Raw genomic sequence first — 13,116 nt, 5'->3', positions numbered from 1 at the left:
CCGGCCGTCTCTCAGAGCCGGCGGCCGGCCATCTGCTCGAGCCGGGCGATGCGCTCCGCCATCGGCGGGTGCGTGGAGAACATCTTCGACAGCCCCTGACCGGGGCGGAACGGGTTGGCGATCATCATGTGACTCGCCGTCTCGATACGCGGCTCGGGGGGCAGCGGGAGCTGCTGGGTGCCCATCTCCAGCTTGCGCAGGGCGCTGGCGAGCGCGAGCGGATCGCCGGTGAGCCGGGCGCCGGACGCGTCCGCCTCGTACTCCCTGGAACGGCTGATGGCCAGTTGGATGAGGGAGGCGGCGAGCGGGCCGAGGAGCATGATCAGGAGCATGCCGATCAGGCCGGGGCCCTCGTCGTCGTCGGAGCGTCCGATCGGGATCAGCCAGGCGAAGTTGACCAGGAACATGATCACGGAGGCCAGGGCGCCGGCGACGGAGGAGATGAGGATGTCGCGGTTGTAGACGTGGCTGAGCTCGTGGCCGATGACGCCGCGCAGCTCGCGCTCGTCCAGGATGCGCAGGATGCCCTCCGTGCAGCACACCGCGGCGTTGCGCGGGTTGCGGCCGGTCGCGAAGGCGTTGGGTGCCTCGGTCGGGGAGATGTACAGGCGGGGCATGGGCTGGCGGGCCTGGGTGGAGAGGTCGCGGACCATGCGGTACAGGGCCGGGGCCTCGAACTCGCTGACCGGGCGGGCCCGCATGGCGCGCAGCGCCAGCTTGTCGCTGTTCCAGTACGCGTACGCGTTGGTGCCGAGGGCGACGAGGACCGCGACGATCAGGCCGGTGCGGCCGAACAGACTGCCGATGAGGATGATGAGTGCGGACAGTCCCCCGAGGAGGACTGCGGTCCTGAGCCCGTTGTGCCGGCGGTGCACGGTACGCCCTCCAAGTGGTGCGGCAGGGGAACCCTTCGCTTGCTGCGCTTCGACTCCACCGGTGCCGTGTGGTGTCACGTCCAGTGGACCCTTCCGAACTGGTCAACGCGAGGCGAGGGCCGCGGGTTCCCTGGTGCGCGCGACGGCGCGCGGGCCGTCCGGGTGAGCGGGGCGCCGGGCGGCACGCGCGCGTGAGGGCCGGTGCCCCACGCGCGCGTGGCGGGCCCAGGACTCAGAACAGGCCGGTGCCGGCGAAGCGGAGCACCAGCTGGGGGGCGCCGGAGAGCGCTGCGCCGAGGACGCCCGTCAGGGCGAGGGCGGCGGTGAGGGGGGCCGGGACGCGGTGCCGGACGGGTTCGCCCTCGGGGGCGCGGAACAGCAGGGTCGTCCACTGGAGGTAGTAGAACAACGCGATGACGACGTTGACGGCCATGACGACGGCGAGCCAGCCGAGTCCGGCGTCGACGGCCGCGGAGAACACGGCGACCTTGGCGAACAGCCCGATGACACCCGGGGGAAGGCCGGCCAGGCAGAGCAGGAAGAAGGCCAGCAGCAGCGCGGTCAGCGGGTTCGTGGCGTACAGGCCGCGGTAGTCGCTGACGCGGTTGCGTTCCTTCGTACGGCCCACGAGCGCGGCCACGGCGAAGGCGCCGATGTTCACGGCGGCGTACATCAGGGCGTAGGCGACCGTGGAGCCGATCGACTTCTGCGGGTCCTTGGAGTACCCGGCGGCGGCGATCGGCACCAGGAGGTAGCCGGCCTGGCCGACGGAGGACCAGGCGAGCAGTCGTACCGCGCTGTACGCGCGCGTGGCCTGCTGGCGCAGGGCGCCGACGTTGCCGACGGTCATGGTGAGCGCGGCGAGCACGGCCAGCGCGGGGCCCCAGGCGCCGGAGTACGACGGGAAGGCGACGACGGTGACGAGGATCAGTCCGGTGAAGCCGACGGCCTTGCCGACGACCGACAGATAGGCGGCGACCGGCAGGGGGGCGCCCACGTAGGTGTCGGGCACCCAGAAGTGGAAGGGGACGGCCGCCGTCTTGAAGGCGAAGCCGACCAGGGTGAGGACGACGCCGGTCTGGGCGAGCGTGTGGAGCTGACCGTCGACGTGCTGGATGCGTTCGGCGATCCGGGTGAGGTACAGGGTGCCGGTGGTGGCGTAGACGAAGCTGACGCCGAGCAGGCTGACGGCGGTGGCGGTGACCGACGACAGGAAGAACTTCAGGGCCGCGTCGGAGGACCTGCGGTCGCCGTGCCGGAGGCCGACGAGGGCGAAGGCGGGCAGGGAGGCGACCTCCAGGGCGACGACGAGGGTCGCCAGGTCGCGTGCGGCGGGCAGGAGCGCGGCGCCGGCGGCGGAGGCCAGCAGCAGGAACCAGAACTCCCCTTCGGGCAGTGCCCTGCGCGCGTCCTTCAGCGCGGTGACCGACAGCAGGGCGGTCAGGAGGGCGCCGCCGAGGACGAGGAACTGGATGACGAGGGTGAAGCGGTCGGCGGTGTAGCTGCAGACGTCGGGGTGGCCGGTCTGGCAGAACGTGGCGCGGTCGCCGTCGAGGAGGGGCAGGAGCAGCAGTGCGGCGGCGGCGAGTCCGGCGACGGAGAACCAGCCGAGGAGGGGCTTGCGCGCGTCCGGCACGAAGAGGTCGGCGACGAGGACCACGAGGGCGATCAACGCGGTGAGGGTGGGCGGCGCGACGGCGAGCCAGTCGACGGACTGGACCACCGACGGGGCCGCCGTCTGGGCCAGGGCGCTCATCGGGTGCCTCCTGCGAGGAGCTGCTGCACGGCCGGGTCGGTGAGCCCGAGCAGGGCCTTCGGCCAGAGTCCGGCGAGGACGGTGAGGACGACGAGCGGGGTCCAGGCCGCGAACTCGTAGCCCCGGACGTCGGCGAGCTGTGGCGCCTGCCGCGGTACGGCGCCCATGCAGACGCGGCGGACCACGACGAGCATGTACGCGGCGGTCAGCAGGGTGCCGAAGGCGCCGATCGCCATGAAGGTGAGGAAGGCGGGCCGGCTGAGGTCGGCGGCGGGCCGGAACGAGCCGAACAGGGCGAGCATCTCGCCCCAGAACCCGGCCAGGCCCGGCAGGCCGAGCGAGGCGACGGCGGCGAAGGCGAGCAGTGCGCCGAGGCGCGGGGCCTTTCCGTACAGCGCGGCACCGGACTTCTCGGCGAGGGCGTCGAGGTCGGTGGTGCCGGTGCGGTCCTTGACCGCGCCGACGAGGAAGAACAGCAGTCCGGTGATGAGGCCGTGGGCGATGTTGGCGAACAGGGCGCCGTTCACGCCGGTGGGGGTCATGGTGGCGATGCCGAGCAGGACGAAGCCCATGTGGCCGACCGAGGAGTAGGCGATGAGCCGCTTGAGGTCGCCCTTCGCGCCCTGCCTGGCGAGGGCGAGGCAGGCCAGGGACCCGTAGATGATCCCGACCACGGCGAGGGCGGCGAGGTAGGGCGCGAAGGTGCGGAAGCCGTCGGGTGCGATCGGCAGCAGGATGCGGACGAACCCGTACGTTCCCATCTTCAGCAGGACACCGGCCAGCAGCACCGAGCCGACGGTCGGGGCGGCGGTGTGCGCGTCCGGCAGCCAGCTGTGCAGCGGCCACATCGGCGTTTTGACGGCGAGCCCGAGACCGATCGCCAGAACGGCGATGACCTGCACGGACGCGGTCAGTGGCCGGCCGTTGTCAGTGGCGAGTGCCACCATGTCGAAGGTGCCGGCCTTGAGCCCGATGAGGAGCAGGCCGAGCAGCATGACGACCGAGCCGAGCAGGGTGTAGAGGATGAACCGCCAGGCGGCGGCCTGACGGCCCTCGCCGCCCCAGCGGGCGATGAGGAAGTACATCGGGATGAGGACCATCTCGAAAGCGAGGAAGAACAGCAGCAGATCGAGGACGGCGAAGGTGGCGAGGGTGCCGGACTCGAGGAGGAGCAGCAGCGCGACGAAGGCCTTCGGGGTGGGACCCGTGGGCGGCTTGAAGTAGGAGTACAGCGCGCAGAGGAAGGTCAGCAGCGCGGTCAGTACGACGAGGGGGAGGGAAATGCCGTCGACGCCGAGGTGGATGCGCACGTGGAGTGCGGGGATCCAGCTGATGTCGGTCGTGGCCTGCATCTTCGACGGGTGGGCGTGGTCGAAGCCGAGCGCGAGGACGATCGCGGCGGCGAGGATCGCGCCGGTGACGGTCACGCCGTGCCGGAGCACGGCCTGCTCGGGTGACTTCCCCTTCAGTCCGGGCGGTGCGGGCAGGAGGGCGGCGAGCGCGCCGAGGAGCGGGCCGGCGACGAGGAACGCCAGAAGGAACTGCATCACGGACTCGTTGATATCGATCACGCCTGCTCACGCTCCCGTGGCCAGAAGGACGGCGGTGACCGCCAGGACGACGGTGCCGGCGAGCAGCGCGCTCACATAGGTCTGCACATTGCCGGTCTGGGCCCGCCGCACGGCGGCCCCGAGCAGTCGGGGTACGGCTCCGGCGCCGCGTACGTAGGTCTCGACGACCTCCCGGTCGAGGAACCGGACGAGGCTCGCTCCGGCCAGCACCGGGCGGACGAGGAGGGCTGCGTAGACGGCGTCGAGGTGGAAGCCGACGGCCGCGTGCCGGTGCAGCGGTCCGAGCAGCAGTCGTCCGGGGTCGGCGAGGTCGGGCGCGTGGGCGATGTCTCCGTACGCGGGCCGGTGGGTGGCGATGGCCTCGGCCTCGACGAGTCCGGCGTCGCCCTCGGGGTGGGCGGCGACGGCACCGAGGGGGGCCCGGGCGGCGAGCGCGGTGGTGTGCTGCCAGGCGCCGTAGATGACGATGCCGCCGACCAGGGCCATGCCGGTGCCGAGGACGGAGGTGATGAGCGTGGGGGTCAGGTCCCGGCCGTCGAACCATCCGGGCAGGACGCGGAAGGCGAGGCCGCCGAAGGCGAGGGACGGGAGGGCGAGCACCCAGAGCACGGCGTTCATGACGAGGGGCTGCCTGCCGTGGTCGGGGGCCTCGGCGCCCCGGCCGCGGAAGGCCAGGAGCCACAGGCGCATGGCGTAGGCGCCGGTGAGCAGGGCCGTGAGGAGGCCGGCCACGAGGACGGTCCAGCCCGCCGCCGCGGGGGCGTGGCCGGTGTGGCCGGTGGCCGCGTGCTCGGCGGCGCCGAGGACGGACTCCTTGGAGAAGAAGCCGCTGAAGGGAGGGATCGCGGCGAGCGCGAGGAGCGCCACGGTCATCGTCCAGTAGGCGTCCGGGACGCGGTCCCGCAGGTTGCTCATGCGGGACATGGCGGCCAGCGAGTTGGTGCCGGCGGCGTGGATGATCACGCCGGCCGCGAGGAACAGCAGCGCCTTGAAGGCGCCGTGCGACAGGAGGTGGAAGACGGCCGCGCCTCGGTCGCCGACGGCGAGCGCGCCGGTCATGTAGCCGAGCTGGCCGATCGTCGAGTAGGCGAGGACGCGTTTGATGTCGTCCTGGGCGAGCGCGGCGAGCGCCGAGCCGGCCATCGTCACGGCGGCCATGACGGCGAGGACGACCATCGCGGCCGAGGAGGCCTGGAAGACGGGGAGGAGCCGGGCGACGAAGTAGACGCCGGCGGCGACCATCGTCGCGGCGTGGATCAGCGCGGAGACGGGCGTCGGGCCCGCCATGGCGTCCGGGAGCCAGGTGTGCAGCGGGAACTGCGCCGACTTGCCCGCCACGCCGGCGAGGAGCAGCAGGGCGATCAGGGTCGGGTGGTGCAGTCCGCCGCTCGCGACGGTGCCGAGGACCTGGGTGATCCGGAAGGACCCCGCGTCGGTGCCGAGCGCGAACAGGCCGATCAGGAAGGGCACGTCGCCGAGTTTGGTGACCAGGAAGGCCTTGATGGAGGCGGCGCGGGCCTCGGGGGTCTCCCAGTAGTGGCCGACCAGGAAGTAGGAGCAGATGCCCATGACTTCCCAGCCGACCAGCAGCACAATCAGGTCGCCGGAGTAGACGACGAGCAGCATCGCGGAGGTGAACAGGGAGACGAGGGCGGCGTACGAGGGGTAGCGGGGGTCGTCGCGCAGGTAGCCCGTGGAGTAGATCTGCACGCAGGTGGCGACGACGCCGACCAGGACGGCGACGAGCGCGGCGAAGCCGTCGATGTGCAGGGCGAGTTCGATGGGCACCGAGCCGGTGGGGGTGAGCTCGGTGGCGGCGTCGACGGCCCGTCCGCCGCCCTGGTCCGCGGCGACCAGCACGGCCAGGACCAGGGAGGCGAGGGTCGGCAGGACGGCGAGCGGGCGGACGAAGCCGGGCGCGGTGCGGCCGAGCAGCAGGCCGGCCACGGCGCCGAGGAACGGAAGGAGCGGAACGAGGACGGCGAGGGTGGTCGTGGTCACGCGGTGGCCTCAGCCTTCTCGGCGGCCTGCGCGGTCGCGGCGGCGCCGTGGGGGCCGTCGTCGGAGTCGTCGGGGCCCTCGGCGGAGTCGCGGAGCCGGTCGATGTCCGAGGTGCCGCGGTTGCGGTGGACGGCGAGGACGATCGCCAGGCCGATGCCGATCTCGGCGGCGGCGATGGCGATGGTGAACAGGGTCAGGGCCTGCCCGGAGTGCAGGGTCTCGATCGCGGCCCTGCTGAGCCAGACGTCGAAGGCGACCAGGTTGAGGTTGACGGCGTTGAGCATGAGCTCGACGGACATCAGGACCAGGATCGCGTTGCGGCGGGCGAGGACGCCGTACAGGCCGGTGCAGAACAGGAGGGCGGAGAGCACGGCGGGATAGGCGAGGTGCATCAGCGGACACCTTCCTTCGCGCCCGGGTCGCCGTGGGTCCCCGGGGCCCGGGTGGCGGCAGGGGCCTGGGGGGCGGCCGCGGTCGCCTTCGCCTTGCGGGACAGGACGATCGCGCCGACCAGCGCGGCCAGGAGCAGGACGGAGAGGGCCTCGAAGGGCAGGACCCAGTTCTGGAACAGGCTCTCGCCGGTGACCTTCGTCGATCCGGCGGCGGCGCCGTCCAGGTCGATCCAGGTGGTGCGGAAGGCGTCGACGACCACCCAGACCAGGGCGGCCGCGGCGGCGACGGCGACGGTCAGGGCGGCCCAGCGGTTGCCGGAGTCGGCGTCCGGGGAGCGGCCGATGGGCGCCCTGGTGAGCATCAGGCCGAACAGGAGGAGGACGACGACGGAACCCACGTAGATGAGGACCTGCACCCAGGCGATGAACTCGGCGGTGAGCAGCAGGTACTCCACGGCGAGGCCGCCGAGGGTCACCACCAGCCACAGTGCGGCGTGCACGAGCTGCCGGGTGGTGACGGTGACGAGGGCGGCGCCGAAGGTGACCAGGCCGACGAGGAGGAAGGCGATCTCGACGCCGGTCGGGGAGAGGAAGCCGTGGCTTGCGGCGGCGATGCTCACGTGTCCCCCTCCCCCGGTTCGGCCTGCGCGGCCGCCAGCTTCTCGGCGGTCTTGCGGGCGGCTGCGATCTCCTTGGGTTCCTCCGCGCCGGGGTCGAGGGCGGGCGGCGCGGGCACGGTCCACATCCACTCGCGCAGCTTGTCGCGCTCGTGGGTGAGGTCGCGGATGTCGGTCTCGGCGTACTCGAACTCCGGGGACCAGAACAGGGCGTCGAAAGGACAGACCTCGATGCAGATACCGCAGTACATGCACAGGGAGAAGTCGATGGCGAAGCGGTCGAGGACGTTACGGCTGCGTTCGCGGCCGCTGGGGGTCGCCGCGGGGACCGTCTCCTTGTGGGAGTCGATGTAGATGCACCAGTCCGGGCACTCCCGGGCGCACAGCATGCAGACGGTGCAGTTCTCCTCGAACAGGCCGATCACGCCGCGGGTGCGCGGCGGGAGGTCGGGCTGGACGTCGGGGTACTGCGCGGTGACGGTCTTCCTCGTCATCGTGCGGAGGGTGACGGCCAGGCCCTTGGCCAGGCCGCTGCCGGGGATGGGGGCCATGGCTACTGGATCACCACCTTGACGATGCCGGTGAGGGCGATCTGGGCGAGGGAAAGGGGAACGAGGAGGGTCCAGGAGAACTTCTGGAGCTGGTCCTCGCGCAGCCGCGGGTAGGTGACGCGGAGCCAGATGACCACGAAGGCGAGGACCGCCGTCTTCAGCAGGGTCCAGACCCAGCCGAGGCCGTCGGCGCCCCACGGGCCGTGCCAGCCGCCCAGGAAGAGGACGGTGGTCAGGCCGCACAGGACGACGATCCCGGCGTACTCGGCGAGGAGGAACAGGGCGAAGCGCAGACCGGTGTACTCGGTGTACGCGCCGAAGATGATCTCCGAGTCGGCGACGGGCATGTCGAACGGCGGGCGTTGCAGTTCGGCGAGGCCGGCGACGAAGAAGACGATCGCGCCGACGATCTGCCAGGGCAGCCACCACCAGTGGAAGGCGTGGACGATGCCGGGCAGGGAGACCGTGCCGGCCGCCATCGCCACGGAGGCGGCGGCGAGCAGCATCGGCAGTTCGTAGGCGAGGAGCTGGGCGGCGGTGCGCAGGCCGCCGAGGAGGGAGTACTTGTTGGCGGAGGCCCAGCCGGCCATGAGCGAGCCGAGGACGCCGATGGCCATGATCGCGAGCACGAAGAAGATGCCCGCGTCGAGGACCTGGCCGACGGCACCCTCACCGGGGCCGATCGGGATGGCGAGCAGCACGAGGAGGTAGGGCAGCAGGGCCACGGCCGGGGCGAGCTGGAAGACACGGCGGTCGGCGCCGGCCGGGACCACGTCCTCCTTCTGCGCGAACTTCACGCCGTCCGCGACGAGTTGGGCCCAGCCGTGGAAGCCGCCGGCGTACATGGGGCCGAGGCGGCCCTGCATGTGCGCCATCACCTTGTGCTCGGTCTGACCGACGATCAGGGGGAAGGTCAGGAACACCGCGAAGACGATCACGAGTCGCAGGGCGACGTCGACGGTGCCGTTCACCGCGTGCCTCCTTCCGGGTCGTCGGGGGTGGTGGGGGGTTTCGTGGCGTCGGGGTCGTCGTCCTCGGGGGACGGCCCCGGTTTCGGTTCGGGTTCGTCGAACGCGGGGCGGGCGTGGTGCCAGGGGGCGTCCGAGCTGCGCGGTGCCGTGGGCGGCTTCGGGGCCGCCGCCTGCCCGCGCTGGGACGCCGAGCCCTCGCTCGCACTCCGCGCACGGCGAGGCCCCGCGGCCCCCGCCCGCTGCGACGCCGACCCCTCGGCCGCACTCCGCGCCCTTTCGGCCCCCGGGGCCTGCGCGGCCGTGCTTTCGGCCCCGGCCCCGGCGGCCTCCGCGGCACGCTCGCCGACTACGACACCGTCCCGCCCAGGCACGCCCTCGGCGCCGCCCGAAACCTCCGCCTCGGCACCCCCGTCGCCGCATGCCACCCGGCTCGCGCCCCGAGTCCGCCCAGCCTGCTCCCGCGCCACCGCGCCCTCGGCGCCGGCGTCTTCAGGCGCACCCTCAGCCCCGGCCCCGGAGTCCTCGGCGGCACGCTCGCCGACTACGGCACCGTCCCGCCCAGGCACGCCCTCGGCGCTGGCCGAGACGTCGGCCGCCGCACCCTCGGGCGCGGCCCCGGACTCGGCCGCCGTACCTTCCGTGCGCTCTGCCGTCTCACTTCCGCGCCGCCTCGCCGTGCCTTCGGCCACCGACCCCGGCCCGCCGACTCCAGGCGTGCCCTCGGCGGTCGTCGCAGCCTTCGGCTCCGCAGCCTGCGGCGCGGTCGCGGCGCTCTCGGCCGTCACCCCGGGCTTCGCGGCCGCGCCCTCAGCCGCAGCCCCCGACGCCACACCCTCGGTCCGTCCCGCCGCTCGGCTCTCACGCCGCGGCACCGGGCCTTCGGCCCCCGCACGCCGCCCGCCGGCGTTTCCAGCCGCGGCCTCGGCGCCAACCCCGGACCCCGCAGCCGCACCCTCAGGCTCAGCCGCAGACCCCGACGCCGCACCCTCAGACGCAGACGCAGCCGCAGCCGCGGGTCCTGCCGTCGTGCCCTCGTCGTGGTGAGCCGTCTGGCTTGCCGAGCCCTCGCTTGCGCTGCGCATCCGGCGGGGCCGGGCGGCGGGGGCCGCGGGCTGCTCGGTTCCGGGAGCGGTCGTCTCCGTCCGGCCGGACGAGTCCTCCGCCGCCGTGCGCGTGCGGCGTGCCGGGCGGTCGCCCGCCGCCCGGGCCGCGCCGCGCGCCGGGCGCGACGGGGCGGGCGGGAGCTGGCCCTTCTGGGGGCCCCACTCGTTGGGGTCGGGCACGCCCGGCGGCAGCATCTGGCGGCGCTTGGGCCCGCCGTGGTCCGAGTCGCCCGGCTCCTTGGCCCCCGGCCAGGCCTTGGCGACGCGGGCCGCGAGGACGAAGTCCTTGCGGAGGGGGTGGCCCTCGAAGGTCTCCGGCAGAAGGAGGTGGTCCAGGCCCGGGTGGTCCTGGAAGGAGACGCCGAACATCTCGTGCGTCTCCCGTTCGTGCCAGGCCGCGCCCGCGTAGACGTCCACCGCGGTGGGCAGGACGGGCGCCTCGTGCGGAACCGTCGTACGCACCAGCAGGCGCCGTACCGGGGCGAGGGCGACGACGTGGGCCGAGACGCAAAAGCCCGTGCCCGGCTCGTCGACGGCGCTCAGCCAGTCGAAATACGTGCAGCCCAGCTCGTCGCGGGCGGTCAGCAGCGCGGAGATCCACGTGTCCGGCGGCACGTCCACCGTCAGAACCTCGTAGGACTCCTGCGCCGTGGCCCCGGTCCCGAAGAGTTCGTCGACGGGCGCGGGCAGCCAGCCGGCCCCACTCATCGCGGGTCCCCCTCGCCGGTGGTCGCGGCGGCCGGCGGCCGTACGAGCCCGCTCTGCAGCGCCGCCGTCGAAGGACGGGCCGGCCCGGTCGCGTACCGCTCCGCCAGCGACTCGCGCGCGATCTTCTCCTGGAGTTTCAGGATCCCCTGGAGCAGCGCCTCGGGACGCGGCGGGCAGCCGGGAACGTAGACGTCCACCGGGATGATCTGGTCGACGCCCTTGGTGACGGAGTACGAGTCCCAGTACGGGCCGCCGCAGTTGGAGCAGGCGCCGAAGGAGATGACGTACTTGGGCTCGGGCATCTGCTCGTACAGCCGCTTGACCGCCGGGGCCATCTTGTCCGTGACCGTGCCGGACACCACCATCAGGTCGGCCTGGCGGGGCCCGGGCGCGAACGGGATCACGCCGAGGCGGATGAAGTCGTGCCGGGCCATCGACGCGGCGATGAACTCGATCGCGCAGCAGGCGAGGCCGAAGTTGAAGACCCAGAGCGAGTAGCGCCGGCCCCAGTTCAGGACGACCTTCATCGGCTCCGGGGCGAGCCGGGCGAGCGCGCCCAGCCTCTTCGGCTCCGGCAGCGGCACCGGTTCGGGGGTGATGGGGGTCACGTCCATGCCAGGACGCCCTTCTTGTATGCGTACAGCAGGCCCACGGCCAGGAAGCCGAGGAAGATGAACATCTCCACGAGCGTCGTCGCGCCGTAGCCGGGGGCGGCGAAGACCGTCGCCCAGGGGAACAGGAAGATCGAGTCGACGGCGAAGATCACGTACAGGAACGCGTAGACGTAGTAGCGGACCTGGGTGTGCGCCCAGCCCTCGCCGACGGGGTCGACGCCGCACTCGTACGTCAGCAGTTTCTCCGGAGTGGGGACCACCGGGCGCAGCAGGCGTCCCGCACCGAAGGCGACGGCGACGAACAGCACGCCGACGAGGGCGAGCAGTCCGACGACCGAATAGGACTGGAAGTAGTCCGCCGCGACGACGGCGGTCGACCCCCGCAACGTCTCCCGCACCGTCCGTTCCTCACTCCCTGGCCCTGTCGGACCTGTTGTCCCCGGCCCCGTGCTGTTCGGCTGTTCGACGATCTGTACGCACGGGAGTCTAGGCCCTGATAAAGGGCGGGTAAGCAGCCCGTCACACTCTGGGGCGCGAAGGTGGGGTTTTCCCCAGTGGGTGAGGGCGGCCCACCTCATGGCGCCGTCGGCCGCCGCACGGCACGCTGACCCCTATGACCGCTCGCATCTCCGCCGCCGATCCCGCGGCGGCAGGCACCGAGGACCGGCTGCCCCCGGCCCGTTTCGCCTACGATCTGCCCACCTGGAAGGAGATCACGCATCTCCTGGTGAACCTCCCAGTATCGCTGCTCGGCTTCGTCTACGTGGTGACGGTGCTGCTGACCGGCAGCGCGCTGACGCTCAACGTGATCGGCTTCCCGCTGCTGGCGCTCGGGCTGATGGGCTCGCGGCTGCTGGGACGGCTGGAGCGGGCGCGGGCACGGGCGCTGCTCGGGGTGCGGATCGACGAGCCGAGCCCGCTGTCGCTGCACGGCTCGAAGGGACTGCCCGGCCGGCTCTGGACGGCGCTGAAGGACCCGGTGGGCTGGCGTTCGGCGCTGTACCACTTCATACGGCTGCCGTGGGGCGTGCTCACCTTCACGGTGACGCTGACCTCGCTGTTCGTGCTCTGGCCGGTGCTGCCTTTCCTCGCCCGGGGCCTGGCGAACGTGGACCGGGCGATGGTGCGCGGTCTGCTGTCGCCGTCCGACGAGCTGGAGCGGCGGATCGCCGAGCTGGAGTCGGACCGGGGGGTCGTGGTCGACACGGCGGCCGCGGATCTGCGGCGCATCGAGCGGGACCTGCACGACGGGGCACAGGCCCGGCTGGTGAATCTGGCCATGGGGCTGGGCCTGGCCAAGGAGAAGCTGCTGGAGGGCCGGTCCGACGAGCATGTCGCCGCGATGGTCGAGGAGGCGCACGGCGAGGTGAAGCTCGCGCTCCAGGAGCTGCGCGACCTGGCCCGCGGCATCCATCCCGCCGTGCTGACCGACCGCGGTCTGGACGCGGCCCTGTCGGCGGTGGCCTCGCGCTGCACGGTGCCGGTGCGGGTGACGGTCGACCTGGAGTCGCGTCCGGCCGCGGCCATCGAGGGCATCGCCTATTTCACGGTCTCCGAGCTGCTCCAGAACGTCAGCAAGCACAGCGGGGCGCGGTCCGCCTCCGTCGAGGTCTGGCGGACCGACGGCCGGCTGCTGATCCAGGTGGGGGACGACGGCCACGGCGGCGCCCGGCTGGACGGCGGAACGGGCATGCGCGGTCTGGCCGAGCGGCTGGACGCGGTCGACGGCCTGTTCGTCGTCGAGTCGCCGCCGGGCGGCCCGACGACCATCACGGCGGAGCTGCCGTGGCGGGACCGTACGGACGGCGCCGGCCCGGCCGGGTCCGGCGTGGCCGCCTCCGGCCGGGGCACCCCCGGCGCGAGGTAGGGAAAACCCCCCGCCCAAGAGGCCGACGTGCTCCATGGTCCCGCCATCCGCGGCCGAGCACGCTGGGAGTACGGCGGGACAGCCGTAGGA

Annotated in this window: 12 protein-coding genes; 1 reads left to right on the top strand and 11 read right to left on the bottom strand. The window is 72.7% G+C overall.

Features of this window, described 5'->3' with window-relative positions:
• Nucleotides 1-11: 11 nt before the first annotated feature.
• The 11 genes from htpX to ACIQMV_RS27280 all read right to left on the bottom strand — a co-directional run bounded on the left by htpX (nucleotide 12) and on the right by ACIQMV_RS27280 (nucleotide 11,557).
• The gene (htpX, locus tag ACIQMV_RS27330) at nucleotides 12-875 is read right to left on the bottom strand and encodes a zinc metalloprotease HtpX (protein ID WP_141359421.1); all 864 of its coding nucleotides are present in this window, start codon (nucleotides 873-875) and stop codon (nucleotides 12-14) included.
• Between the two features lie 232 nt (nucleotides 876-1,107).
• Nucleotides 1,108-2,631 (bottom strand): NADH-quinone oxidoreductase subunit N, encoded by a 1,524-nt coding sequence (locus ACIQMV_RS27325; protein ID WP_402596085.1) that lies wholly within the window; start codon nucleotides 2,629-2,631, stop codon nucleotides 1,108-1,110.
• Nucleotides 2,628-4,202 (bottom strand): NuoM family protein, encoded by a 1,575-nt coding sequence (locus ACIQMV_RS27320; RefSeq protein ID WP_402596084.1) that lies wholly within the window; start codon nucleotides 4,200-4,202, stop codon nucleotides 2,628-2,630. Before ACIQMV_RS27320 ends, ACIQMV_RS27325 begins: the two co-directional genes overlap by 4 nt.
• A 6-nt stretch (nucleotides 4,203-4,208) precedes the next feature.
• On the bottom strand, nucleotides 4,209-6,203 hold the full coding sequence (locus tag ACIQMV_RS27315; protein ID WP_402596083.1) for an NADH-quinone oxidoreductase subunit L: 1,995 nt from the start codon (nucleotides 6,201-6,203) through the stop codon (nucleotides 4,209-4,211).
• On the bottom strand, nucleotides 6,200-6,595 hold the full coding sequence (gene nuoK, locus ACIQMV_RS27310; RefSeq protein ID WP_141359425.1) for an NADH-quinone oxidoreductase subunit NuoK: 396 nt from the start codon (nucleotides 6,593-6,595) through the stop codon (nucleotides 6,200-6,202). The genes ACIQMV_RS27315 and nuoK overlap by 4 nt, the downstream gene beginning before the upstream one ends.
• Complete coding sequence (locus ACIQMV_RS27305) at nucleotides 6,595-7,215, bottom strand: NADH-quinone oxidoreductase subunit J (RefSeq protein ID WP_402596082.1); 621 nt, start codon at nucleotides 7,213-7,215, stop codon at nucleotides 6,595-6,597. The genes nuoK and ACIQMV_RS27305 overlap by 1 nt, the downstream gene beginning before the upstream one ends.
• The gene (locus tag ACIQMV_RS27300; RefSeq protein WP_402596081.1) at nucleotides 7,212-7,763 is read right to left on the bottom strand and encodes a NuoI/complex I 23 kDa subunit family protein; all 552 of its coding nucleotides are present in this window, start codon (nucleotides 7,761-7,763) and stop codon (nucleotides 7,212-7,214) included. The genes ACIQMV_RS27305 and ACIQMV_RS27300 overlap by 4 nt, the downstream gene beginning before the upstream one ends.
• Nucleotides 7,764-7,765: 2 nt before the next feature.
• Nucleotides 7,766-8,734: a complex I subunit 1 family protein gene (locus tag ACIQMV_RS27295; RefSeq protein ID WP_141359428.1), complete on the bottom strand. Its 969-nt coding sequence runs from the start codon at nucleotides 8,732-8,734 to the stop codon at nucleotides 7,766-7,768.
• Nucleotides 8,731-10,545: an NADH-quinone oxidoreductase subunit C gene (locus ACIQMV_RS27290; RefSeq protein WP_402596080.1), complete on the bottom strand. Its 1,815-nt coding sequence runs from the start codon at nucleotides 10,543-10,545 to the stop codon at nucleotides 8,731-8,733. The genes ACIQMV_RS27295 and ACIQMV_RS27290 overlap by 4 nt, the downstream gene beginning before the upstream one ends.
• Complete coding sequence (locus tag ACIQMV_RS27285) at nucleotides 10,542-11,159, bottom strand: NADH-quinone oxidoreductase subunit B (protein WP_401775695.1); 618 nt, start codon at nucleotides 11,157-11,159, stop codon at nucleotides 10,542-10,544. The genes ACIQMV_RS27290 and ACIQMV_RS27285 overlap by 4 nt, the downstream gene beginning before the upstream one ends.
• The gene (locus tag ACIQMV_RS27280; RefSeq protein ID WP_141359431.1) at nucleotides 11,150-11,557 is read right to left on the bottom strand and encodes an NADH-quinone oxidoreductase subunit A; all 408 of its coding nucleotides are present in this window, start codon (nucleotides 11,555-11,557) and stop codon (nucleotides 11,150-11,152) included. Before ACIQMV_RS27280 ends, ACIQMV_RS27285 begins: the two co-directional genes overlap by 10 nt.
• A 215-nt stretch (nucleotides 11,558-11,772) precedes the next feature.
• On the opposite strand from ACIQMV_RS27280, the gene ACIQMV_RS27275 reads away from it, so the two are divergent.
• Complete coding sequence (locus ACIQMV_RS27275) at nucleotides 11,773-13,026, top strand: sensor histidine kinase (RefSeq protein ID WP_402596079.1); 1,254 nt, start codon at nucleotides 11,773-11,775, stop codon at nucleotides 13,024-13,026.
• Nucleotides 13,027-13,116 lie beyond the last annotated feature (90 nt).

The organism is Streptomyces sp. NPDC091412, from assembly GCF_044756885.1.
In the GTDB taxonomy this organism is placed as follows: Bacteria; Actinomycetota; Actinomycetes; order Streptomycetales; family Streptomycetaceae; genus Streptomyces.
The sequence above is the reverse complement of the archived record's forward strand: the minus strand, read 5'-3'. Positions and strand labels throughout refer to the sequence as shown.

Coding starts and splice junctions, on each gene's coding strand:
- nuoK (WP_141359425.1), bottom strand. CDS start 6,595: ATGCACCTCGCCTATCCCGCCGTGCTCTCCGCCCTCCTGTTCTGCACC.
- ACIQMV_RS27300 (WP_402596081.1), bottom strand. CDS start 7,763: ATGGCCCCCATCCCCGGCAGCGGCCTGGCCAAGGGCCTGGCCGTCACC.
- ACIQMV_RS27325 (WP_402596085.1), bottom strand. CDS start 2,631: ATGAGCGCCCTGGCCCAGACGGCGGCCCCGTCGGTGGTCCAGTCCGTC.
- ACIQMV_RS27285 (WP_401775695.1), bottom strand. CDS start 11,159: ATGGACGTGACCCCCATCACCCCCGAACCGGTGCCGCTGCCGGAGCCG.
- ACIQMV_RS27275 (WP_402596079.1), top strand. CDS start 11,773: ATGACCGCTCGCATCTCCGCCGCCGATCCCGCGGCGGCAGGCACCGAG.
- ACIQMV_RS27290 (WP_402596080.1), bottom strand. CDS start 10,545: ATGAGTGGGGCCGGCTGGCTGCCCGCGCCCGTCGACGAACTCTTCGGG.